This window comes from Kitasatospora sp. HUAS MG31 (assembly GCF_040571325.1).
Lineage (GTDB): Bacteria > Actinomycetota > Actinomycetes > Streptomycetales > Streptomycetaceae > Kitasatospora > Kitasatospora camelliae.
In genome coordinates, this window is record NZ_CP159872.1 from 6055992 (window position 1) to 6076926 (window position 20935).

Annotated in this window: 18 protein-coding genes and 1 riboswitch; of the genes, 12 read left to right on the plus strand and 6 right to left on the minus strand. The window is 74.4% G+C overall.

Annotation, left to right across the window (positions count from 1 at the left end; all coding sequences use genetic code 11):
- The first annotated feature begins 272 nt into the window (after positions 1-272).
- Together ABWK59_RS27025 and ABWK59_RS27030 are read left to right on the plus strand one after the other, a co-directional pair.
- Positions 273-989 carry a winged helix-turn-helix domain-containing protein gene (locus ABWK59_RS27025; RefSeq protein ID WP_354643234.1) on the plus strand — a complete coding sequence of 239 codons (717 nt, stop codon included), beginning with the start codon at positions 273-275 and terminating at the stop codon, positions 987-989.
- A gap of 118 nt (positions 990-1107) precedes the next feature.
- Entirely contained in the window at positions 1108-2202 is a 1095-nt protein-coding gene (locus ABWK59_RS27030; protein ID WP_354643235.1) for a hypothetical protein, read from the plus strand.
- Between the two features lie 159 nt (positions 2203-2361).
- Here ABWK59_RS27030 and ABWK59_RS27035 read toward each other — a convergent pair whose 3' ends face one another.
- Positions 2362-3351: an aldo/keto reductase gene (locus ABWK59_RS27035; RefSeq protein ID WP_354643236.1), complete on the minus strand. Its 990-nt coding sequence runs from the start codon at positions 3349-3351 to the stop codon at positions 2362-2364.
- 89 nt (positions 3352-3440) lie between these two features.
- On the opposite strand from ABWK59_RS27035, the gene ABWK59_RS27040 reads away from it, so the two are divergent.
- The 4 genes from ABWK59_RS27040 (at position 3441) to ABWK59_RS27055 (ending at position 11549) form a co-directional block, all read left to right on the plus strand.
- Positions 3441-3923, plus strand: a complete 483-nt coding sequence (locus ABWK59_RS27040) for a group III truncated hemoglobin (RefSeq protein ID WP_354643237.1) — start codon at positions 3441-3443, stop codon at positions 3921-3923.
- Between the two features lie 77 nt (positions 3924-4000).
- On the plus strand, positions 4001-7384 hold the full coding sequence (locus ABWK59_RS27045; RefSeq protein WP_354643238.1) for a BTAD domain-containing putative transcriptional regulator: 3384 nt from the start codon (positions 4001-4003) through the stop codon (positions 7382-7384).
- A gap of 180 nt (positions 7385-7564) precedes the next feature.
- Positions 7565-9700, plus strand: a complete 2136-nt coding sequence (locus ABWK59_RS27050; RefSeq protein WP_354643240.1) for an MMPL family transporter — start codon at positions 7565-7567, stop codon at positions 9698-9700.
- A gap of 199 nt (positions 9701-9899) precedes the next feature.
- Entirely contained in the window at positions 9900-11549 is a 1650-nt protein-coding gene (locus tag ABWK59_RS27055) for a bifunctional aspartate transaminase/aspartate 4-decarboxylase (protein WP_354643241.1), read from the plus strand.
- Positions 11550-11771: 222 nt separating this feature from the next.
- On the opposite strand, the gene ABWK59_RS27060 is transcribed toward ABWK59_RS27055, so the two are convergent.
- Positions 11772-12338, minus strand: coding sequence for a carboxymuconolactone decarboxylase family protein (locus tag ABWK59_RS27060; RefSeq protein WP_354643242.1), 567 nt, complete (start codon positions 12336-12338; stop codon positions 11772-11774).
- A gap of 130 nt (positions 12339-12468) precedes the next feature.
- Between ABWK59_RS27060 and ABWK59_RS27065 the strand changes: the two genes are divergently transcribed.
- Positions 12469-13026 (plus strand): TetR/AcrR family transcriptional regulator, encoded by a 558-nt coding sequence (locus ABWK59_RS27065; protein ID WP_354643243.1) that lies wholly within the window; start codon positions 12469-12471, stop codon positions 13024-13026.
- Positions 13027-13133: 107 nt separating this feature from the next.
- Positions 13134-13997, plus strand: coding sequence for a universal stress protein (locus tag ABWK59_RS27070; protein WP_354643244.1), 864 nt, complete (start codon positions 13134-13136; stop codon positions 13995-13997).
- Between the two features lie 180 nt (positions 13998-14177).
- Here the strand turns inward: ABWK59_RS27070 and ABWK59_RS27075 are convergent, their stop codons facing one another.
- Positions 14178-14927, minus strand: coding sequence for a CbtA family protein (locus ABWK59_RS27075; protein WP_354643245.1), 750 nt, complete (start codon positions 14925-14927; stop codon positions 14178-14180).
- A 22-nt stretch (positions 14928-14949) separates the two neighbouring features.
- On the minus strand, positions 14950-15159 hold the full coding sequence (locus ABWK59_RS27080) for a CbtB domain-containing protein (protein ID WP_354643246.1): 210 nt from the start codon (positions 15157-15159) through the stop codon (positions 14950-14952).
- Between the two features lie 269 nt (positions 15160-15428).
- On the opposite strand from ABWK59_RS27080, the gene ABWK59_RS27085 reads away from it, so the two are divergent.
- Together ABWK59_RS27085 and ABWK59_RS27090 are read left to right on the plus strand one after the other, a co-directional pair.
- Positions 15429-16013: a histidine phosphatase family protein gene (locus ABWK59_RS27085; RefSeq protein WP_354643247.1), complete on the plus strand. Its 585-nt coding sequence runs from the start codon at positions 15429-15431 to the stop codon at positions 16011-16013.
- 203 nt (positions 16014-16216) lie between these two features.
- Complete coding sequence (locus ABWK59_RS27090; protein WP_354643248.1) at positions 16217-17380, plus strand: alpha/beta hydrolase; 1164 nt, start codon at positions 16217-16219, stop codon at positions 17378-17380.
- 12 nt (positions 17381-17392) lie between these two features.
- On the opposite strand, the gene ABWK59_RS27095 is transcribed toward ABWK59_RS27090, so the two are convergent.
- Positions 17393-17722, minus strand: coding sequence for a MoaF-related domain-containing protein (locus ABWK59_RS27095; protein WP_354643249.1), 330 nt, complete (start codon positions 17720-17722; stop codon positions 17393-17395).
- Positions 17723-17967: 245 nt separating this feature from the next.
- Positions 17968-18137, plus strand: a riboswitch (cyclic di-AMP (ydaO/yuaA leader).
- 2 nt (positions 18138-18139) lie between these two features.
- On the opposite strand from ABWK59_RS27095, the gene ABWK59_RS27100 reads away from it, so the two are divergent.
- Positions 18140-19297, plus strand: coding sequence for a glycoside hydrolase family 16 protein (locus ABWK59_RS27100; RefSeq protein WP_354643250.1), 1158 nt, complete (start codon positions 18140-18142; stop codon positions 19295-19297).
- A 370-nt stretch (positions 19298-19667) separates the two neighbouring features.
- Positions 19668-19979 (plus strand): antibiotic biosynthesis monooxygenase, encoded by a 312-nt coding sequence (locus ABWK59_RS27105; RefSeq protein ID WP_354643251.1) that lies wholly within the window; start codon positions 19668-19670, stop codon positions 19977-19979.
- 16 nt (positions 19980-19995) lie between these two features.
- On the opposite strand, the gene ABWK59_RS27110 is transcribed toward ABWK59_RS27105, so the two are convergent.
- Entirely contained in the window at positions 19996-20790 is a 795-nt protein-coding gene (locus tag ABWK59_RS27110) for an IclR family transcriptional regulator (protein ID WP_354643252.1), read from the minus strand.
- Positions 20791-20935 lie beyond the last annotated feature (145 nt).

The window sequence follows — 20935 nt, forward strand, 5'->3', positions numbered from 1 at the left end:
CGGAACCGGACGTCCGCCCCGGTGGCCGGTGACCCGGCGGCGGGTCATCTGCTTGAATGGGGTCATGAATCATGTCGTGGACAGCGCCCGGGGTCGGTACGACCTCGAGCCGTTCTGGCCGTCCCGACAGCCGCACCTCTTCGACCAGACGTGTCCGGGCTCGCCCAGCGCGTCCCGGCTCCCCGCGGCCTGACCCTCCGTCAGTCCAGCCCGCCGACCGGTCCGACGCGCAGACGACACCACCCGTCCGTCACGCGCGAAAGAGCTGCCCCATGTCCTCCTCCACGGCCACCCTGCCCGTTCCCTCCGCCACCCCGCACCTGCGCGCGGTCCGTTCCGTCCAGCCGGGCGCCGAGCGGTGGCGCACCCCGGCGGTTCCCCAGCCCGCCGCCCGGCCCGCCCCCGGTCCGCTCCCCGTCGCGGACCCCGCCGAGGCGCCCGTCCCGTACACCGCCCACGCGCTGCTGAACGGACTGCCCGAGGGCGCGACGGTGGTCGCCGCCCTCCCGCAGTCCGCGCTGCCGCCGCAGCTGCTCGCCCGGTTCGGCGCCCAGCCGGCCGCCCGGGCGGGCGCCGAGGGCGAGGCGAACCCGCTGGTGGGCTACCTCGTCCTGGTGCCCGCCGACCAGGCCGGACCGCTGCCCGACCAGCCCCGGCCCGCGAACTCCCCCGCCCGGCCCCGCCCGGCGGTGGTCCCCGCCGACCGGGGCATCACCGTGGACCCGGACCGGCGCAACGCCTACGTCGACGGCCGGCTGCTCGACCTGACCTACCTGGAGTTCGAGCTGCTCGCCCACCTCGCCGGGCACCCGCACCGGGTGCACACCCGCGACCACCTGGTCACCTCGGTGTGGGGCTACGGGCACGTCGGCGACGGCCGCACGGTGGACGTCCACGTCGCCCGGCTGCGCCGCAAGCTCGGATCCCCCTACCGGGACGCCATCGTGACGGTCCGTCGGGTCGGCTACAAGTACGCGCCGATCGCCTGACCCCCCGCGTCCTCGGACCGGTCCGCCGCGTGCGGGCCGGTCCGGCCGTCCGGCGCCGACCCCGGGCCTGTAACCTGCTGACTGACTATCACACCACGACAGCGGGGGAGCTGGACGGATGGGCAGTGGCGGTTTCGGAGTACCGTTCCAGGAGCTGGCCAAGATCCAGCGCGACTGGCAGGTCCTCAACGAGCGCATGACGGAGATGGGCCGCAAGACGGCCCAGATCAAGGCGACCATCGCCCGGGCGGCGGCCACCGACCTGATGGCGGCCGAACTCGCCGGCGTGGCCGGGTTCGCGGCCGTGGCCTTCGACGTGGTCCGCGACGTCCGGGACATCCAGGCCCGCGCCGAGCGGCTGCAGCACACCAAGGACCAGCTCACCAAGGAGCTGGCCCAGGACGTCCAGCGGATCCAGGCCGTCATCAAGGAGTACCAGGAGATCGAGCGCCGGATCGCGGAGGCGCTGCACAAGCACGACAAGCCGCACGACAAGCCCACCTCGCCCGGCGGCTCCGGCCACACCGGCATCGACTCCGCCGGCAAGCAGCCCGGCGGCGGTGGTGGCGGGCACCACCAGCCCCCCACCTCCCCGAACGAGCACGGCGGCGGAGGCGGCGGCGGGCACACCGGGGGCGGCGGGCACACGGGCGGTGGCGGGCACACGGGCGGTGGCGGGCACACCGGCGGCGGCAAGGGCGACGGCGGCAGCGGCGGAGGCAAGGGCCACCCCACCACGCCGTCCAACGAGGGCCGGATCGACGTCAGCAAGGTCGAGTACAGCGGCAAGGGCTCCTGGCCCAGCGGCCGCGGCGCCTGCGAGGACGCCGTCAACAAGGCGCTCGACATCATGGGCATCACCGACCCCAAGGCGCGCGCCAACTGGATCCGCGGCCTGCTCACCATGGCGGGCCGCGAGTCCTCGTACAACTCGCCCAACTGGCTGGTCAACACCACCGACAGCAACGCCTGGGGCCCGCGCCAGTCGGACGGCGCCCCGGCCAACTCCTCGCGCGGGCCCTGGCAGTGCATCCCGCCCACCTTCGCCGCCTACCACGTGAAGGGGACGTCCACCAACATCTACGACCCGGTGGCCAGCGCCGCCGCGTCGATGAACTACATGATGCACCGCTACCACGTCTCACCCGACGCCCACGACCTCCCCCAGAAGGTCCAGCAGGCCGACCCGGGCCGCGGCGCCAAGGGCTACTGACCGGGTCAACCACAAGGGGCGCGTGGGGGCACCTCCCAGCCGCCAAGGCTGGGGGAGAACTGCGCGAGATGGGACGGCACACGCCGTCACCTCCGTCGCGCACAGCTCCCCGCGCCCGCGGTGGCTTCCTGCTCGCAACCGGCCAGCCCGCGAAGAGCGCTAGCGGGAGAGCCGGTCGATCTCGGCCAGCTCCTCGGCGGTGAGCGGCCCCGCCGCGAGTGCGTCCAGGTTCTGGTCCAGCTGCGCCACGCTGCTCGCGCCGATGATCACCGACACCACCCGCTGGTCCCGCAGCACCCAGGACAGCGCCAGCTGCGCCAGGCTCTGCCCACGTCCCTCGGCGACCTTGTTCAGCGCTCTCAGCTGCTCCAGCTTCGCCCCGCTCAGCGCCTCCTCCTTGAGGAAGTGCCCCACCGACATCCGCGACCCCGCCGGCACGTTCCCGCCCAGGTAGCGGTCGGTCAGCAGGCCCTGCGCCAGCGGCGAGAACGCGATCAGGCTGGTCTGGGTGTCCCCGATCGCCTCCAGCAGCCCGTCCTCGGGCCCACGGTCCAGGATCGAGTACCGCGCCTGGTTCATCAGCACCGGCGTACCCAGCTCCCGCAGGATCGCCACCGCCTCCCGGTGCTGCTCGGCCGGGTAGTTGGAGATGCCCGCGTACAGGGCCTTGCCCGACCGGACCGCCCGGTCGAGGGCGCCCATGGTCTCCTCCAGCGGCGTGTGCGGGTCGTACCGGTGCGAGTAGAAGACGTCGACGTACTCCAGACCCATCCGGCCGAGCGACTGGTCGAGGCTGGCCAGCAGGTACTTGCGGCTGCCGCCGTCGCCGTACGGGCCGGGCCACATGTCGTACCCGGCCTTGCTGGCGATGAACAGCTCGTCGCGGTAGGGGCGGAAGTCCTGCGCGAAGAGGGTGCCGAAGTTGCGCTCGGCACTGCCGTACGGCGGGCCGTAGTTGTTGGCCAGGTCGAAGTGCGTGACACCGCGGTCGAAGGCCCGGCGCAGCACCGCGCGCTGCACCTCCAGCGGCTGGGTGTCACCGAAGTTGTGCCACAGGCCGAGCGAGACGGCGGGCAGCTGCACACCGCTGCGTCCGGCGCGGCGGTAGGACATCGAGGCGTAGCGGTCGTCGGCGGCGAGGTAGGTCATGGCAGGCATCCTGCCAGCCGGCGCCCGCGTCGGGCGGGCACGACCGTACCCTGGACGGCGTGGCCGCCACCGCCGGGAGGAGGACCTCCATGAACCCCGCCACGGACCCGGGGACGGATCCCACGCGTCCCGACATCGCCGACCGGGACGACCTCGACCGCGTGCTGCGCCGCTTCTACCGCGCGGCGTTCGCCGATCCGCTGATCGGCCCGCACTTCACCGAGGTCGCCGCCCTCGACCTGGAGTCCCACCTGCCGGTGATCACGGACTTCTGGGAGAGCGCCCTGCTCCGGGGGGCCGCCTACCGGCGCAACGCGTACGCCCCGCACCTCGGGCTCCACCGCAGCCGTCCGCTGACCGCCGCGCACTTCGGTCGCTGGGTGCAGCTGTGGCGTGCCGCGGTGGACGGCGCCCACGCGGGGCCGGTCGCGGAGCGAGCCAAGCGGCAGGCGGAGCGGATCGCGCTGTCCATGCTGGCGCGGCTCGACGCGGACGAAGCCGACCGGGCAGGCGCGGCGGCGGGGCCGTCCGGCGGGTTCGTCCCGCTCTCGGCGCTGCTCCTCCGCACCTGAGCACCCGCGCCGTGGCCACAGGTCGCTTGGAGGTGACTTGGAGGCGGTGGTGGCCCATCGCATAGGCTCGCCTCACCATGGTGCGGATAAAGGTGCTCGGTGCGCTGACGGCGCAGGTGGCGGGGGCGGCGGTGAACCTGGGCGGCCCGCGGCAGCGCGGGGTGCTCGCGCAGTTGCTGGTGGCCCGGGGTGAGGCCGTGCCGGCCGACCGGCTGATCGAGAACCTGTGGCGGGGTGCGCCGCCCGCGAAGGCGGCGGCGTCCCTGCAGGCGTACGTGTCCAATCTGCGCCGGCTGCTGGAGCCGGCCCGCGGGCCCCGCGAGCCCGCACGGCTGCTGGTGACCGAGGCACGCGGGTACGCGCTGCGTACGGCGGCCACCGACGCGGCGGAGTTCGAGCGTCTGCTGACGGCGGCCCGGGCCGGTTCCGAGGAGTCGCCGGAGGCGGCGCTGGCGCTGTGGACGGGCGCCCCGTACGCGGAGTTCGCGGACGAGCCGTGGGCGGCCGCCGAGACCGCCCGGCTCACCGAGCTGTGGCTCGGTGCCCGTGAGCTCGCGGTCGCCCGGACGCTGGAGGCGGGCCGCCCGGCGGAGGCGGTGCCGGCCGCCCGGGTGCTGGCGGAGCAGTTCCCGCTGCGTGAGGAGGGCTGGCGGCTGTGGGCCCTGGCGCTGTGGGGGAGCGGGCGCCAGGCGGAGGCGCTGGAGGCGCTCCGCGGGGCCCGTGCGGTGCTGGCGGAGGAGCTCGGCCTGGATCCGGGCCCGGCCCTGACCGAACTGGAGGCGGCCATCCTGCGCGGCCGCACCGACCTGCTGGGCCCGGCCCATCCCGCGCCGCCGTCCCTGCACCCGACCGTCCCCACCCCGGCCGCCCCCACCCCGACCGCCCCCACCCCGGCGCCGTCCCCCCTCCCGCCGGTGCCTGCCGGCCCCCGCCGGCCTCGGACCGGTGCGGCCGGCGGCACCCCGCCGCTGTTCGTGGGGCGGGAGCCGGAGCTGGCGGTGCTGCGGGAGGCGGCGGAGGCGGCCCGGTCGGCGCGGTCGGTGGTGCTGGTGACCGGTGAGGCGGGTGCCGGCAAGTCCACGCTGCTCGGCCGGCTGCGGGCCGAACTCCTCGACGCCGGCTGGCTGGTGGCGTCCGGGCGCTGCCCGGAGACCGAGGGCGCCCCGCCCGCGTGGGCGTGGACCGAGGCGCTGCGCGAGCTGGCCGCCCAGGCGCCGCCCGGTCCGGGGATCGCCCCCGAGCTGGAGCCGCTGTTCGCCGAGGACGACCGGGCGGTCCGTCAGGACGCGCTGGCCGGACGGTTCCAGCTGCACCGGGCGGTCCGCGACTGGCTGGCCACCGCGGCCCGCCGGGCGCCGGTGGCGGTGATCGTCGACGACCTGCACGCCGCCGACCGGGAGACCCGGGCACTGCTGGCCGAGCTGCTCGCCGCCCGGGCCGTCCCCGGGGTGCTGCTGGTGCTGGCGCACCGGCCGGGTGAGGGCGAGCTCACCGACCTACTGGCCGTGCTGGCCCGGCAGTCGCCGTACCGGCTGCCGCTGGCCGGGCTGGCGGAGCCGGAGGCGGGCCGGCTGATCGGCTCGATCTGCCCGGACCCGGTGGACGCGGACACCGTCCGCGCGCTCACCGAGCGCACCGGCGGCAACCCGTTCTACCTGGTGGAGAGCGCCCAGCTGCTGGCCGGCGAGGGCGCCCTGGTCGCGGTGCAGGAGGTCCCGCAGGGCGTCCGCGACGTGCTGCGCCGCCGTTTCGACCGGCTGCCCGCCGCCACCGTGGAGGCGCTTCGGCTGGCTGCCGTGGCCGGCCGCGAGACCGAGGTCGAACTCCTGCTGCACGCGGGCGACTGGGGCGAGGACGTGCTGCTGGACGCGCTGGAGTCGGCGCTGGCCGGCGGCCTGCTCACCGAGCCCGGGCCGGGGACCGTCCGGTTCACCCACGCCCTGGTCCGGGACACCCTGTACGCCGACCTCAGCGGCCTGCGCCGGGCCCGTCTGCACGGCCGGATCGCGGCCGCCCTGCGCGCCCTGCGCCCGGACCGGCTGACCGCCCTCGCCCACCACTACACCCGGGCGGCGTCCGGCACCACGGCCGAACGCGCGGTGGAGTACTGCGTGCGGGCCGCCGAGGCGGCGATGCGCCGGTACGCCCACGAGACCAGCGCCGCCCTGTTCGGCCAGGCGCTGGACAACCTGGACCGCGTCCCCGAGGGCGGCGACGACCGGGCGGCCCGCCGCATCGACCTGCTGGGCTCCCTGCTGAACGCCCAGGTCAGGGCGGGTGAGGTGGCCGCCGCCAGCGCCACCAAGGCTGCCGCGATCAAGCTCGCCGTGGAGACCGGCCGGGAGGACCTCACCATCCGGGCGTGGACGGCGTGGACCGAGCCCACCCCGTGGGTCACCCGCGCCTACGGCACCTTCGACCAGGCCGCCGTGGACACCCTCACCCGCCTGCTGCGCCGTCCCGGCCTGCCCCCGGTCACCCGCTGCCGGCTGCTGGACGCCCTCACCTACGAGCTGGACTGCTCCGGCGACCCGCTGGGCTGGGACGTCGCCGGCGAGGCGGTGGCCATCGCCCGGGCCGAGGGCGACCCGCGACTGCTCGCCCTCGCCCTGGCCGCCGAGGCCCGCACCCACGACCACGAGCAGGCGGTCGGGCTGCGCACCGGCGTCGCGGAGGAGCTCGGCGCGCTGGCCGAGGCCCACGACCTGCCCGCCTACCGCTGGCACGCCGAGCACCTGGCGAGCACGGTCGCGGCGGCCCGCGGCGACCTGCCCGAGTACCGCCGCCGGATGGAGGCCGCCGCGGCGATCGCCGAGCGCTACGGGCTGGCCGAGCTGATCGACGTCGGCCGCTGCCAGCGCGCCACGCTCGCCCTCGCCGCCGGGGACACCGACCTCGCCGAGCGGCTGTACGACGAGGCCCTCACCGGGCTGCGGGCCCGCCGCTCGGTGCACGCCGAGGGCTACGGCGCCCTCGCCCGGGTCACCATCGCCATGCGCCGCGGCACCCTGGCCGGGGAACTGCCGCTGATCCGCCGGATGACCGGCCGGTACGGGGCGATCGTGGCCGACATGCTGGCGCTGGCGCTGATCGACGACGGCCGCGAGGAGGAGGCCCGCCGGGTGTGGGCCGAGCGGACCGAGGTCCGGCACGACTACTACCACTCGTACTTCCTGGTGACCCGGGCCATGGTGGCGGTCGCACTCGGCGCGGTGGACGAGGCGGCCGTGCTGATCGAGCAGCTGCGGCCGCTGGACGGCCTGGTCGCGGGCGCCGGCAGCACCTCGATCGCGCTGAGGCCGGTGGCCCTCTCGCTGGGCGAGCTGGCCGTCCTGCTGGGACGCGGGGAGGAGGCCGCCGCGGCCTTCGCCCGGGCCGCCGAGGTGGCCCGCCGCTGGGAGTCCCCGGGCTGGGAGGCCGAGGCGCTGGCGGCCCTGCACCGGCTGGCACCCGCCGGCTGAGACCCCACCGGCTGAAACCCTGGCGCCCGCGGAGCCTCCCGCGCAGGTGGAGCCCCCCGCGCACTTGGAGCGCGCCCGGCGCTCTTGGAACCGGGCGGACGCCCCCGTGCCAAGCCGGTTCCAAGCGCCGTCGCCGACGCTGGTGCGGTCTCGTCAGTCTGTACAGCCGAAAGGCCCGTCATGTCCTCCCTCCTCGGCCGCCTCGGCGGCGCCGCGGCCGCCAGACCCTGGCGCGTCGTCCTCGGGTGGCTGCTGCTGATAGCCGTCGCCCTCGGGCTCTCCTCGGCGTTCGGCGGCACCCCGCGCGACGACTACCGGGTGCCCGGAACCCGCTCCACGGCCGGCAACGACCTGCTCGTCGAACGCTTTCCCGAGATGTCCGGTGCCAGCGCCCGGGTGGTGGTCCACGACCGCGCGGGCAAGCCGGTACCGGCCGCCGCCCTGGCCGAGCTGCGCACCCGCCTCGGCGGTGTCCGCGGCGCCGCCACCGTCGCCGAGCCGGTGCTCTCCGCCCAGGGCGACACCGCCCTGTTCGCCGTCAGCTACCGCATCCCGGTCACCGAGTTCAAGGGCTCCGAGGGCCTGGACGCGCTCCGCGAGGCGGCCCGTCCGACCCAGGACGCCGGCCTCCAGGTCGAGTTCGGCGGCCAGGTACCGGAGAACTTCAACGCCCCCGACGGCACCGCCGAGGCGATCGGCATGGTCGCCGCCCTGGTCATCCTGGTGATCGCGCTCGGCACCGTCGTCTCCGCCGGGCTGCCGCTGGTGGTCGCCCTGGCCGGCCTCGGCCTCGGCACCGCGCTGACCGCGCTGCTCTCCGCCGTGGTGGACATCAGCCCGACCGCCCCCACCGTCGCCAGCATGGTCGGCCTCGGCGTCGGCATCGACTACGCCCTGCTGCTGGTCAGCCGGCACGTCGAGGGCCTGCGCAAGGGCCTGGACAAGCGGGCGGCGGCCGCCGAGGCCACCGCCACCGCCGGCTCCTCGGTGGTGATCGCCGGCTCCACCGTGCTGGTCTCCCTGCTCGGCCTCAAGCTGGCCGGCCTGTCCACCTACTCCTCCTTCGGCTACGCCACCTTCGCCGTGGTCGGGGCCGTGATGCTGGCCTCGCTCACCCTCGTCCCGGCGCTGTGCGGGCTGGCCGGCCCGCGCCTGCTGCGCCGCGCCGAGCGCCGCGAGCCCACCGTCCGCAAGGCCGCGGGACCGACCCGGACCGAGCGCTGGGCGCAGCTGATCGGCCGCCGCCCGGTGCTGGCCGCGGTCGGTTCGCTGGCCGTCCTGCTGGCGCTGTCCGCGCCGATGCTGGGCATGCGGACCTGGCCGCAGGACGCCGGCAGCCAGGCCGCCGGGAACACCACCCGCAAGGCGTACGACCTGATCGCCGACGCGTACGGGCCCGGCGCCAACGGGCCGCTGCTGGTCGCGGTGGACCTCAGGCGGGTGCCCGTCGCCGAACTCCCGCCGATCGTGCAGAAGCTGGGCGCCGACCCGGGCGTGGCCGCGGTCCTGCCGCCGCTGGTGAACCAGGCTCAGGACGCCGCGGTGATCTCGGTCCAGCCGAGGACCGGCCCGCAGGACACCGACACCAGGGAACTGCTCGACCGGGTCCGCACCGAGGTCCTGCCCGAGGGCGCCGAGGTCACCGGCGTGGTCGCCGCCTTCTCCGACATCTCCCAGCGGCTGTCCGAGCGGCTGTGGGTGGTGGTGCCGTTCGTGGTGGCGCTGTCGCTGATCCTGCTCACCGTGCTGTTCCGGGCGCCGGTGATCGCGGTGAAGGCCGCCGCGATGAACCTGCTCTCGGTGGCCGCGGCGTACGGCGTGATGACGGCGATCTTCCAGTCCGACGCGGGCGCCAAGGCGCTCGGCCTGCCGCACGAGGTACCGGTGTCCAGCTGGGTGCCGATCCTGATGTTCACCGTGCTGTTCGGCCTGTCGATGGACTACGAGGTGTTCCTGCTCGCCCGGGTCCGTGAGGACTGGCTGGTCACCGGCGACCCCAAGGGCAGCGTGGTGCGCGGCCTGTCGGCCACCGGACGGGTGATCAGCAGCGCGGCCGCGATCATGGTGGCGGTGTTCACCGGCTTCGCGATCGACCCGGACATCACCGTGAAGATGATGGGCGTGGGCATGGCCGTGGCGGTGCTGGTGGACGCCACCGTGGTCCGCCTGCTGCTCGTCCCGGCCACCATGACCCTGCTCGGCCGCCTCAACTGGTGGCTCCCGGCCTGGCTGGACCGCCTGCTGCCCGAGCTCAACGTGGAGCACGGCGGCGGGGAGATCCTGCCGCTGCCCGAGCCGGAGAAGGTCCCGGCCTGATCCCCTCCGTGGGGGCCGCCCGATCCGCCGGGCGGCCCCCACGGCGTTCCCGGACGCCGCCGGCCCCGGCGCACGGAGCCGTCCGGCGGCGGCGGGCCCGGCCGGCCGGGGCGGCGTGTTGGCCGGGGCGGGCCCCGGGAGCTGCGGTGTAATCGCAGGCGGGGCCCATCGCCGCGCCGCCCTGGGGAGACCGCACACCATGACCAGGCCCTCGATCGACCGCGACGAGATGCGCCGGCTCGCCCGGCTCAGCCCCTTCGAGCTCAAGGACGAGTTCCTCCGGCTCGCCGCCGCGTTCCAGACCGACGCGCCCGGCCAGAAGGAGAAGTCCACCGCGCACATGCTCAACGCGGGCCGCGGCAACCCGAACTGGATCGCCACCGGCCCCCGCGAGGCCCACCTCGCCCTCGGCCACTTCGGCATCGCCGAGTCCCGCCGGGTCTGGACCGCCGACGACCTCGGCGGCATGCCGGAGCGGCACGGCATCGCCGCCCGCTACGACCGCTTCACCCGCGCCCATCCCGGCCTGCCCGGCATCGAGCTGCTCACCGACTGCCTCGCCCTCGCCGTCGACCGCCTCGACCTCGACCGTGAGGCCCTGATCCACGAGCTCACCGACGCCGCCATCGGCGACAACTACCCGCTGCCGGACCGGATGCTGCCGCACACCGAGCGGATCGTCCGCGGCTACCTGCACGAGGAACTGATGGACCGCCGGCCCCCCGCGGACCGGCTCGACCTGTTCGCCACCGAGGGCGGAACCGCCGCCATCTGCTACGCCTTCGACTCCCTGCTGCGCAACGGCGTGCTCCGCCGCGGCGACCGGATCGCCCTGATGGTGCCGCTGTTCAGCCCGTACCTCGAGATCCCGCAGCTGGACGACTACCGGTTCGAGGTGGTCCGGATCGAGGCCAACCGGTTCACCGAGGCCGGGGTCCGCGAGTGGCGCTACCCCACCGAGGAGGTCGCCAAGCTGGAGGACCCGGCGATCCGGCTGCTCTGCCTGGTCAACCCCTCCAACCCGCCCTCGCTGGAGCTCTCCCGCCGGGTCGCCGCGCAGATCAAGGAGATCGTCGCCACCCGCAACCCCGGGCTGGTCATCGTCACCGACGACGTGTACGGCACCTTCGTCGAGGGCTTCCGCTCGCTCGCCGCCGAGCTCCCCCGCAACACCCTGCTGGTCTACTCGTACTCCAAGCACTACGGCTGCACCGGCCACCGGCTCGGCGTCATCGGCCTGCACCGGGACAACGTCATCGACGACGCCATCGCCGCCCTCCCGCCCGCCGACACCGCCCGGCTGTCGCGCCGCTACCGGTCGCTGACCGTGGCCCCCGAGCGGATGCGGTTCATCGACCGGATGGTCGCCGACTCCCGCCAGGTCGCGCTCAACCACACCGCCGGGCTGAGCCTGCCGCAGCAGGCCCAGATGGCGCTGTTCTCGCTGTTCGCGCTGCTCCCGGAGGGCCGCCGGTACAAGGAGCGGATCCGGGAGATCGTCCGCCGCCGGCTAGGCCTGCTGATGGAGGGGTCGGAGATGCGGATGACCGACGACTCGCAGCGGGCCGGCTACTACGTGGAACTGGACCTGCTCTCCCAGGCCTCGCTCGCCGCCGGCCCGGAGTTCGCCGCGTACCTGCGCAGCACCTACGAGCCCACCGAGCCGCTGTTCCGGCTGGCCGAGCAGACCGGGGTGGTCCTGCTCAACGGCGGCGGCTTCGACGGCCCGGAGTGGTCGGTCCGGGTCTCGCTGGCCAACCTCGACGACCTGGACTACCTGAAGATCGGCCACCACCTGCGGCAGATCCTCCAGGACTACCTGGAGGAGTGGCGGTCCGGGCTGGACTGAGCCTCAGCCCCCCCGCCGCCGTCGGGTACCCGAGCAGGCGGACGGCCGGCGCGGAGACCATCTGGACGCCGTCCACACCCGGCACGGCCACGTGCACGAACCCGCCCTCGACCGCGATCCGGACCCCGGTCAGCCGCTCCACCGGGGTGCCGTCCGCGGACCGCAGGGTGTAGCCCGGGACCAGCTCGACGGTGGCGTCCTCCCGCCAGTTCGGCTGCGCGTTCACCGGGCGGCCTCCGCGTCCGTGACGTCCATCGAGGCGACCGCGGGGAAGTCCAGGTCGGGCTCGGCGAGGTGGTTGAAGTAGTTGGAGAGCGTGTTGAGCGCGACATGCGCGACGATCTCCGCCAGCTCCGCGTCCGTGACACCGTCCGCCCGGGCCAGGGCCAGCAGCGCGTCGTCCACCCGGCCCCGGGTGCGGACCACCTCGGAGGCGATCCCCAGGACCGCCCGGGCGTGCGGGTCGGTGTCCTCGGCCCGGCGGGTGGCCAGCAGCTCCTCCTCCGACATGCCCAGCAGCCGGCCGCCGCGCAGGGTGTGCGCCGAGACGCAGTAGAGGCAGCCGTTCTCCTGGGCCACCAGCAGGGCCAGCTGCTCGCGCAGCCGCTCGTCCAGGACGCCGCCGGTCAGCGCGTCGCGCAGGGCCAGGTAGCCGCGCAGGGCGGCCGGGCCGTTGGCCAGCGCGGCGTACAAGTGGGGGACCCGGCCGAGCTGCCGGCGGGTGGCCTCCAGCAGGTCGCGCTGGTCGGCCTCGGCGGTGTCCGGGGTGAGCTGCGGTAGGCGTGCCACGTCGTCCTCCATCGGTCGCCCGGCACCACCAAAACGGTACCGGTCGTTCTCGTTGGCAAGACGGTAACGATCGGTACCGTTTGGCGTCAAGGATGTTCCCGAACTCGGAACCGATCGGTACCATCAGGGCATGGCAACCCAAGCCCGAGCCCGCCTGCTCAGCACCGCCGAGGACCTCTTCTACGCCGAGGGCATCCGCGCCGTGGGCGTCGACCGCATCCTCACCGAGTCCGGCGTCGGCCGCGCCTCCTTCTACCGGCACTTCGCCGGCAAGGACGACCTGGTGGTGGCCGTCCTCCAGGGCCGGGACATCCGCTGGCGCCAGTGGCTGCGCGAGTCCGTCGACGCCCGCGACCTGCCGCCCGAGCAGCGGCCGCTCGCCGTCTTCGACGCCCTCGCCGAACGCTTCGCCCGCCAGGACTTCCGCGGCTGCGCCTTCGTCAACACCATGGTCGAGGCCGCCGACCGCGGCAGCGCCGCCCACCGCGTGGCCGCGGGCCACAAGGCGAGCGTCGTCGCCTACCTCGACGGGCTGCTCACCGGCGCCGGGTACGAGGACCACGCCGCGCTCGCCGAACAGCTGGTGCTGCTCATCGACGGCGCGATCGTGACCGCCGTCCGCGAGGGCACCACCGAGCCCGCCCTCCGGGCACGCCGGATCGCCGCGGCCCTGCTGGGCACGTCCTAGTCCGCGGGGCGAGGCGCCCGGGCGGGCGGCGAGGCATCCTGGAGACCAGCGGCCGTCCGCCCCCGGCCCCGGCCGGGCCCGGCGGACGGCTGGACAGGGAGCCGAACATGAACAACAGAGCCCCCGCAGGCGTGGTCGCCGGAGTGGACGGATCGGCGCACGCCGAGGCCGCGGCCGAATGGGCCGCCCAGGAGGCGGGCCGCCGCGACTGCGCCCTCCACCTGGTCCACGCGGTCAACACCGGGACCGTCACCCTCTCCCCGCGGACCGGCGCCGCCGTCACCGACCTCATCCTCCGGGACGCCCAGACCCTCCTCGACGAGGCCCAGGGCAAGCTCCGGGCCGCCCACCCCGCCCTCCGGCTGACCGGGGACGTCGTCCCCCGGGCCGCCGCCGAGGCCGTTCTCACCGCCGCCGAGCACGCCGAACTCGCCGTGGTCGGCACCCGCGGCCACGGCGGCTTCGCCTCCCTGCTGCTCGGATCGGTCAGCCTGCGGGTGGTCGCCCACTCGACCTGTCCCACCGTGGTGGTGCGGGGGGCGCCGGAGACGGGCAGCAGGGTCCTGGTCGCGGTCCGCGACGAGCGGGACACCGCGACGCTGCGGTTCGCCGTCAAGTGCGCGCTCGGGCGGGGCGTCCCGGTGGAGGCCCTGCACACCTGGTCACCCGTGGTGGCGGACGTGGGGCACATGGCGCCGATGGTCGACGAACTGGGGGAGGAGGAGCGGCTGCACCAGCAACTCCTGCGGCGGACGGTCGAGCCCGTCCAGGAGGACTACCCCGAGGTCGAGGTGGTCTTCCGGCAGCTCACCGGCGCCACGGCCGCCACCCTGGTGGACGCCTCCCGGCACGCCGCCCTCCTGGTCGTCTCCCGCCACGCCCCGGCCCCCCACTTCGGCCTCCGCCTCGGCACCTCCGTGCACGCCCTCCTCCACCACGCCCACTGCCCGGTAGCAGTCGTCCCGGTCTGACCTCAGGCGCCGGAGACCTACGACGCAACCGGTCAACCATGAGGGGCGCGAGGAACTGCGCGCGGCGGGAGGGCTCTACGTGAGCCTTCCGCATCGCGCAGTTTCCCGCGCCCCTGTCGGTGGTTGCCCGGTTGCCCGCGCAGCGTTTGTGCGTGCCCGGTTGCCCGCGAAGGCGTCGCCTCAGGCGGCGGCCGGGACGGCGCGGGCGGCCGGGGTCGGGTGGACCAGGCGTTCGGCGAGGTGGCCGAGGACCACGCCGAAGACGGACCACAGCGTCAGCTGGATCGCCAGCGCCGACACCCGGAAGTTCCACAGCAGCTCCGCCGAGAAGTGCTCCGGAACCTCGTTGTACGAGGGCAGGAAGAAGAACACCAGCCCCGTCACCACCACGAACCCGGCCACCGCCGCGACCGTGGCGTTCCAGTTCCCGAGCGCGGGCGCCAGCCGCCGCCCGAGGATGGTCGCCCCCACCGCCAGCAGGACGCTGAGCGCGATCATCAGGAAGTAGGTGCCGGTGCGCTGGTTGATGGTGTCGGGGTCGGTGGCCGCCGGCGGGTTGGCCGGGTACTTCAGGAACGGCACCAGGTAGACGGAGACGAACGCGGAGGAGGCGAGGATCAGCGCGGTCGCCCGCGGGCCGAACCGGCCGGTCCGGCCCAGCATGAAGGCGAAGACCAGCCCGGCGATTCCGCCGAGCGCGACGGCGTACACCAGGATGCCGGTGGCGAGCCCGGCGGTGGACTGGAGGGCCCGGCTGACCAGTTCCTCGCCGCCGTCGCCGTGGCTGTGCGGCTGCGCCTCCTCGAAGGAGATCGCGGCGTCGATGTGCTGCTCGCCGAGGAGGTAGGCCACGGCGAGCGCGAAGAGACCCGCCACCAGTCCGGCGAGCATGCCGCGGACGAGCAGGGATCTGACGGAAACGGAGTTCATCGGTGGTGCTTCCCCTTCAGGTTCAGTGGCAGGGGAAGCCGAGCAGGTGCCGGCCGTCGTGGACCCACTCGTGGACCTGCTCGCCGGAGAGCAGCGCGGTGGCGCCCTGCTCGGCACCGACGAAGTAGAGCAGGGTGAGCATGAGCAGGCCGACGAAGAGCGCCCAGGGGGCGATCGCCTTGACGGAGATGGGGGTGACCGCGGGGGCGGCGGCAGTGATGGGGTGAGCCATGACCAGACCTCCTGGTGGGAACACGCGTCCCGTTCGGTGGAGCGGTGGACGACGGTGTGGGGTCTGACTCTCCTCGGATGACGGACTGTCAGCCGATGGATTCACAGTGGCGCGACCGTGCCGGAATTGCACCGGACTTCCGTCACACCGTCATCAATTGTCGAGGTGACGGTACCGTGTGCGGGGATCAGGGCCAAGAGGCGCGGCAGGGGCGTGCGGAAGCGCGGAGTCGGTCCGTACACGGGCGAGTCGGTGCGGGGAGGACCGGAATGGCGGGGAGCACGGCACGGGTGATGCTCGTCTCACCGGCGGTCGGCGCGGATCTGCGGGCCGCCCGGTTCGGTGGTGACGCCCCGCCGGACGCGGCCGGGCTGCGGGCCGCGACCGGGGCCGCCGCCGCCCTTCCCGCCGCCGACCGCCACCTCGCCGGTCCGTCCGCGCGCTGTACGGCGACCGCCGGGGCGCTCGGGCTGCGGGCGCGGGAGACGGGGGAGCTGGCCGATCTGGATCCGGGCCGCTGGCGGGGCCGGCGGCTGGAGGAGGTGGCGGCCGAGGATCCGGCAGCCGTGGCGCAGTGGCTGGCGGATCCGGCCGCGGCCCCGCACGGCGGGGAGTCGGTGCTGGACCTGTGCGCGCGGGTCGCCGGCTGGCTGGACGGCGAGGCCGTCGTGGGCGGCCGGGTGCTCGCGGTGGTGGAGCCGGCGGTGGTCCGGGCGGCGGTGGTCCGCGCGCTGGGCCTGCCGGCGGCCGTGTTCTGGCGGCTCGACGTGGCGCCGCTGACGGTCACCGAGCTCACCGGCCGGGCGGGCCGGTGGAACCTGCGCTGCGGGCGTCCGCTGCCCGTCGAGTCCTGAGCCGGTCCGGCCCAGGCGGTTCACCCGCGTGCCCGCCTGCCCGCCGTCGGTCGCGGGGAGGTGGGTGTGCATACTTGAGCGTCGGTCGGGAGAGTGCCGGGGAACCGGGTACGGGGCCCCGCCGGCGCCCGGGCCGGCCGTCGGCCCCGGGCGGTCGTGGACGTACGCGGGGACATCGCGGGGACAACGGGACAACGGGGACAATGGGGCTGACGAGCCACAAGGTGCTGGCGATTGCGGTCGTCGTGGCGGTGCTGGCGATGGCGGCGACGGTGTGGGGGTGGCCGAGGCTGGCCAAGCCGACCTGGCCGGCGGTGCTGGGCCGGATCGGGGTGCTGCTCGGCACCCAGCTGGCCGTGCTGAGCGCACTCGCCCTGATGGCGAACAACTACTTCACCTTCTACAGCAGTTGGGACGACCTGCTGGGCACCGGCGACGCCGGCCCGGTCACCGTCCAGGCCAAGCCGGGCGCCGCGGCGCCGGGGGCGGGCACGGGAACCGCCCCGGTCGAGGTGCCGGTGGTGACGGTGGAGGAGCTGGGCCGCGAGCAGGTCCAGAGTTCCGGCGGCAAGGACCCCAAGGTGGTCGGCGAGATCCACGCGGTACGGATCGGCGGCCCCTACTCCGGCCTGTCCACCGACGGCTACGTCTACCTGCCGCCGCAGTACTTCCAGCCGGAGCACGCGCAGCGGAAGTTCCCGGCGGTGGTGGTGATGACCGGCTTCCCCGGTGACGCCAAGAACCTGATCACCCGGCTCAACTACCCCGGTGTCGCACTTCAGTTGAACCAGTCCGGCAAGATGCAGCCGACCGTGCTGGTGCTGATGCGCCCGTCCCCGGCGATGCCCGCCGACACCGAGTGCGAGGACATCCCGGAGGGCGCCCGCTCGGAGACGTACTTCACCAAGGACGTGCCGCGGGTGATCGCCGCCTCCTACCGGGTGCCGGCCGACCCCAAGGCGTGGGCCGTGATGGGCAACTCCACCGGCGGGTACTGCGCGCTGAAGATGGCGATGCGCCACCCGGAGGCGTTCCCGAGCGCGGTCTCGCTGTCCGGGTACTACAAGGCGGCCGAGGACGCCACCACCGGCGACCTGTTCAAGGGCAGCCAGCAGCGCCGCGACGAGGCCGACCTGCTGTGGCGGCTGAACAACCTGCCGCAGCCGGCGGTCTCGGTGATGGTCGCCGGCGCCGAGAAGGGCGACGGCGACTACAAGCGGGACACCGACGCCTTCGCGGCGGCGGTGAAGGCGCCGATGACGGTGGCCACCGCGAACGTCCCCGAGGGCGGCCACAACTTCCAGACCTGGGGCCGGCTGCTGCCGCCGACCATGGAGTGGCTGTCCGGGCGGCTCAAGGCCGAGTGAGAGCGGGCCGGCTCAGCCGACCTGCTCCAGCGTGCCGGTGTGCAGCTCGCCGACCCGGCCGCCCTCGCCCTCCCAGGTCCAGAAGACCCGGACGGTGAGGGCGCCGAGGTCCATCACGTGGCTGACGGTGATGCCGCTCTTCTCCGTCCAGCTGACGAAGTAGACCTGCGGCGCGACCTCGGCCACATGCAGGCTGACGTCCTCCCACTGACCCGCCGACTCGCCGAGGCCCTCCCAGCGCAGCCGCGTCCCGTCGGCCGAGTAGGCGTTGCGGAACGCGGCGCCGTTGTCGACCTGGAACAGGTAGGTGCGGCCGGCGAAGCCCGGCAGGGACGCGGTCATCGTCTGGTGATCCTCAGGCGGTCGGGGCGTTCAGGACGGTACGGCCGGGGCTCCGGCCACAGCCTCCAACCTAGCGGACCGGGGCCCGCTCCACCCCGTGGCCGGTGATCTTGCCCCCGGCCGCGGCGGCCGGGGGATGCGTCTCGTTGTCGCCCCCCGGCCGTGCGCTTAGCCTGCTTCGGACACGTCCCGCTCCGCGCGGGACCCGTCCGACGGGCACGCCGAGTCCTGTCCACCCGCCGACGGGCACTCGAGCACGGAACACGGGCAGGAGCGGGGGAACCAGGTCAGTACGCGGTACCCCCGCGCCCTCGCGGCGTGGCGGACACCGCTCGGGGTGAAGCCGCCCTCCGGCGGCCGGGCTACCTCACGGTCCGAATCCGACAGCTCACCTCGCAGGCGTCGCAGAGGTCCCCCATGCGCATCTCCAAGCCCGCCCGCGTCGGAGCCCTCGCCGGTGCCGCCGCCCTCATCGGCATACCGCTGGCCGCCGGCAACGCCGAGGCCGCCGGCTCCGTCTACCAGGACGCACTCTCGCCGTCCGCGATGACCGCCGGGGTGGCCGCCAAGGCCAGCCTGACCGTCCACTCCACCTCCTGCTTCACCGCCAAGACCGTGGGCGTGGGCCTGCGCGACGTCTACGGCAGCAACATGGACTTCCCGGGGAACGCCAGCAACGTCCGGATCTGCCCCGAGGGCGTGACCTTCACCAGCGGCGCCCGCACCCTGCAGGCCGGCACCTACACCCAGTTCGGCTTCTGGCAGGACGCCAACAACGTCTGGCACAACCTGCCCTCGCGCACCCTGACCGTCGCCCCCGCGACCTCGGCCACCCCCGCCGCGGCCTCCACGCCGACCCCGACCTCCGCGCCGACCACCGGCTCCCCGGTCCCCGGCAAGGCGCTCACCTGGTCGGAGGAGTTCGACGGCGCCGTGGCGTACGGCTCCAAGTGGACCGGCGAACGGTCGAGCGCCTACCGCTACGCCAACCACAACCCGGACGACAACAAGCTGGACTGGCTGACCACCGGCGGTGTCAGCGTCGCCGACGGCGTGGCCACCTTCACCGCCAAGCCCTCCGCCCACATCCTGGAGAACGGCAAGCAGGCCTGGGACACCGGCCTGCTCACCACCGAGTACTCCAGCCAGGGCTTCCAGGTGAAGACCGGCGACTACGCCGAGACCCGGGTCCGGATGCCTGCCGGGACCGGCGCCTGGCCGGCGCTGTGGACCTGGAAGAACGGTGGCAGCGAGATCGACTCCTTCGAGTACCACCCGGACAACCCGAACCTGCTGGAGATGACCAACCACGTCAAGTCCGGCTCGAAGTACGTCACCGACGCCAATGCCGTCGCCAAGGACAAGTGGGTCACCATCGGCACCTACTACGGCACGAACTCGGTGGACTGGTACGTCAACGGCGTCAAGGTGTTCTCCGACGGCACCGGCGTGGGCGCGACCTGGTCCGCGTACCTGATCCTCAACCTGTCGCTGAGCGCCGGCCAGTACCACCCGGCGCCCTCCGGCAGCACGCCGATCACCTTCGCGGCCGACTACGTCCGCGTCTACCGCTGACGGTCAGCCCACGGCCAGGGTGATCGCGGTCCGGTCGTCCGACGGGTCGCGGTCGCCGGCGGCCACCAGCGTGACGTGCCCCCCGGGCTCGGTGCCGGGGCCGCGGCGGTGGCCGGGCCCAGGCTGGCCGCGAAGGCGCGTACGGTGGTCGTCCCGCCGGGCGCGGCCGGGTCCGGGTCCATCCGGACCACCGACAGGTCCCACGGCGCCGGCGCCGCCAGCGCGGCCGTCCCGGCCACCGCGAGCACCACCCCCAGCGCCGCCGCGAGGCGGCGCGTCACTCTCCCGGCCGTGCTCCACTCCCACTGTCCGTGTGGCGTCGCATACTCACAGTAGCTGCCACCGAGGGCAGCTCACGGAGGTGGGCAGGATGACCGGACGCGTGTTGAGCGAGGTGAGCGGCCACGTCGCCGCGGAGCGGGAGGAGGCGTTCGTCGACTCCTACCGCACGCTGGTGGCCGGGCCGCTGCCGGACGGGCTGATCCGTACCGAGCTGCTCAGGGGTGCCGCCGGCAGCTGGCGGATCCAGAGCCTGTGGCGCGACCTGGCGGCGCTGCAGGCCGTCCGGTCCGACCCCAAGATGGCCGCCGCGCCGCGGCTGTTCCGCGAGGCCGGGGCCGAGCCGCAGCTGACCGTCTTCGAGCTGACGGCGGCCCAGCTCGGCGCCCCCGCGCCGGACTGACCGGCCGGACGGCACGTCAGGGGGCCAGCACCTGGCCGAGCTTCGCGGCGACCCGGCTCATCACGGGGACGAGCGCCGCGCTGCCCTCCTGCGTCTCCAGCGCCCGGATACGCGCCTCAGGACCGGACACCGACAGGGCGGTCGGCGTCGGCGCACCCGGGACGGCCACCGCGATGCAGCGCACCCCGATCTCCTGCTCCTGGTCGTCCACCACGAAGCCCGACTCCCGGGCGACGGCCAGCTGCTCCAGCAGGGCCTGCGGCTCGGTCGCGGTGTACGGCGTGTGCGCCTGCAGCGGCGCCGGGCCGAGCAGCGCCCGGGCCTCCTGCTCGGGCAGCTGCGCCAGCAGCGCCTTGCCCACGCCGGTGCAGTGCGGCTGCACCCGGCGGCCGACCTCGGTGAACATCCGCATCGACCGGCGCGACTGCACCTGCCCGACGTAGACCACCTCGCCGCCCTCCAGCACCGCGAGGTTGGCGGTCTCCCCGGTGGCCTCCATCAGCTCGGCCAGGTACGGGCGCGCCCAGCTGCCGAGCAGCCGGCCGGAGGTCTCGCCGAGCCTGATCAGCCGGGGGCCGAGGGTGTACCGACGAGCCGTGTCCTGGCGTACATAGCCCTGCTGGACGAGGGTACGAACCAGACGGTGGATGGTCGGCATCGGCAGCCCGGAGGTGGTGGACAGCTCGCTCAGCGTGGCGATCCCGCCGGAGTCGGCCAGGGCCTCCAGCAGCTGGAAGGCGCGTTCGACGGACTGCACGCCGCCCGAGGCGCGGTCGGTGCCGTTCGGGGCGGTGGCGGGGGTGCCGGCCATGCGCGTTCCCTTCACTGTCGGAGGAGGAGTAGAGTCCCAGCGATCACCTCAACAAACCGTTGAAATTCTGTATCGCGGAAACTAGTCTCCACCTTACAGAACGGAACCCTTCCCTACGGGTCCGGATCCGGGAAGCTCCCACCGG

What these genes read in the sequence shown, in the direction of transcription:
- ABWK59_RS27110 (WP_354643252.1), bottom strand. Translation starts at nt 20,790, where the DNA reads ATGGCCGGCACCCCCGCCACCGCCCCGAACGGCACCGACCGCGCCTCG.
- ABWK59_RS27105 (WP_354643251.1), top strand. Translation starts at nt 19,668, where the DNA reads ATGACCGGACGCGTGTTGAGCGAGGTGAGCGGCCACGTCGCCGCGGAG.
- ABWK59_RS27045 (WP_354643238.1), top strand. Translation starts at nt 4,001, where the DNA reads ATGGTGCGGATAAAGGTGCTCGGTGCGCTGACGGCGCAGGTGGCGGGG.
- ABWK59_RS27025 (WP_354643234.1), top strand. Translation starts at nt 273, where the DNA reads ATGTCCTCCTCCACGGCCACCCTGCCCGTTCCCTCCGCCACCCCGCAC.
- ABWK59_RS27090 (WP_354643248.1), top strand. Translation starts at nt 16,217, where the DNA reads ATGGGGCTGACGAGCCACAAGGTGCTGGCGATTGCGGTCGTCGTGGCG.
- ABWK59_RS27035 (WP_354643236.1), bottom strand. Translation starts at nt 3,351, where the DNA reads ATGACCTACCTCGCCGCCGACGACCGCTACGCCTCGATGTCCTACCGC.
- ABWK59_RS27080 (WP_354643246.1), bottom strand. Translation starts at nt 15,159, where the DNA reads ATGGCTCACCCCATCACTGCCGCCGCCCCCGCGGTCACCCCCATCTCC.
- ABWK59_RS27095 (WP_354643249.1), bottom strand. Translation starts at nt 17,722, where the DNA reads ATGACCGCGTCCCTGCCGGGCTTCGCCGGCCGCACCTACCTGTTCCAG.
- ABWK59_RS27040 (WP_354643237.1), top strand. Translation starts at nt 3,441, where the DNA reads ATGAACCCCGCCACGGACCCGGGGACGGATCCCACGCGTCCCGACATC.
- ABWK59_RS27065 (WP_354643243.1), top strand. Translation starts at nt 12,469, where the DNA reads ATGGCAACCCAAGCCCGAGCCCGCCTGCTCAGCACCGCCGAGGACCTC.
- ABWK59_RS27075 (WP_354643245.1), bottom strand. Translation starts at nt 14,927, where the DNA reads ATGAACTCCGTTTCCGTCAGATCCCTGCTCGTCCGCGGCATGCTCGCC.
- ABWK59_RS27055 (WP_354643241.1), top strand. Translation starts at nt 9,900, where the DNA reads ATGACCAGGCCCTCGATCGACCGCGACGAGATGCGCCGGCTCGCCCGG.
- ABWK59_RS27030 (WP_354643235.1), top strand. Translation starts at nt 1,108, where the DNA reads ATGGGCAGTGGCGGTTTCGGAGTACCGTTCCAGGAGCTGGCCAAGATC.
- ABWK59_RS27070 (WP_354643244.1), top strand. Translation starts at nt 13,134, where the DNA reads ATGAACAACAGAGCCCCCGCAGGCGTGGTCGCCGGAGTGGACGGATCG.
- ABWK59_RS27050 (WP_354643240.1), top strand. Translation starts at nt 7,565, where the DNA reads ATGTCCTCCCTCCTCGGCCGCCTCGGCGGCGCCGCGGCCGCCAGACCC.
- ABWK59_RS27100 (WP_354643250.1), top strand. Translation starts at nt 18,140, where the DNA reads ATGCGCATCTCCAAGCCCGCCCGCGTCGGAGCCCTCGCCGGTGCCGCC.
- ABWK59_RS27085 (WP_354643247.1), top strand. Translation starts at nt 15,429, where the DNA reads ATGGCGGGGAGCACGGCACGGGTGATGCTCGTCTCACCGGCGGTCGGC.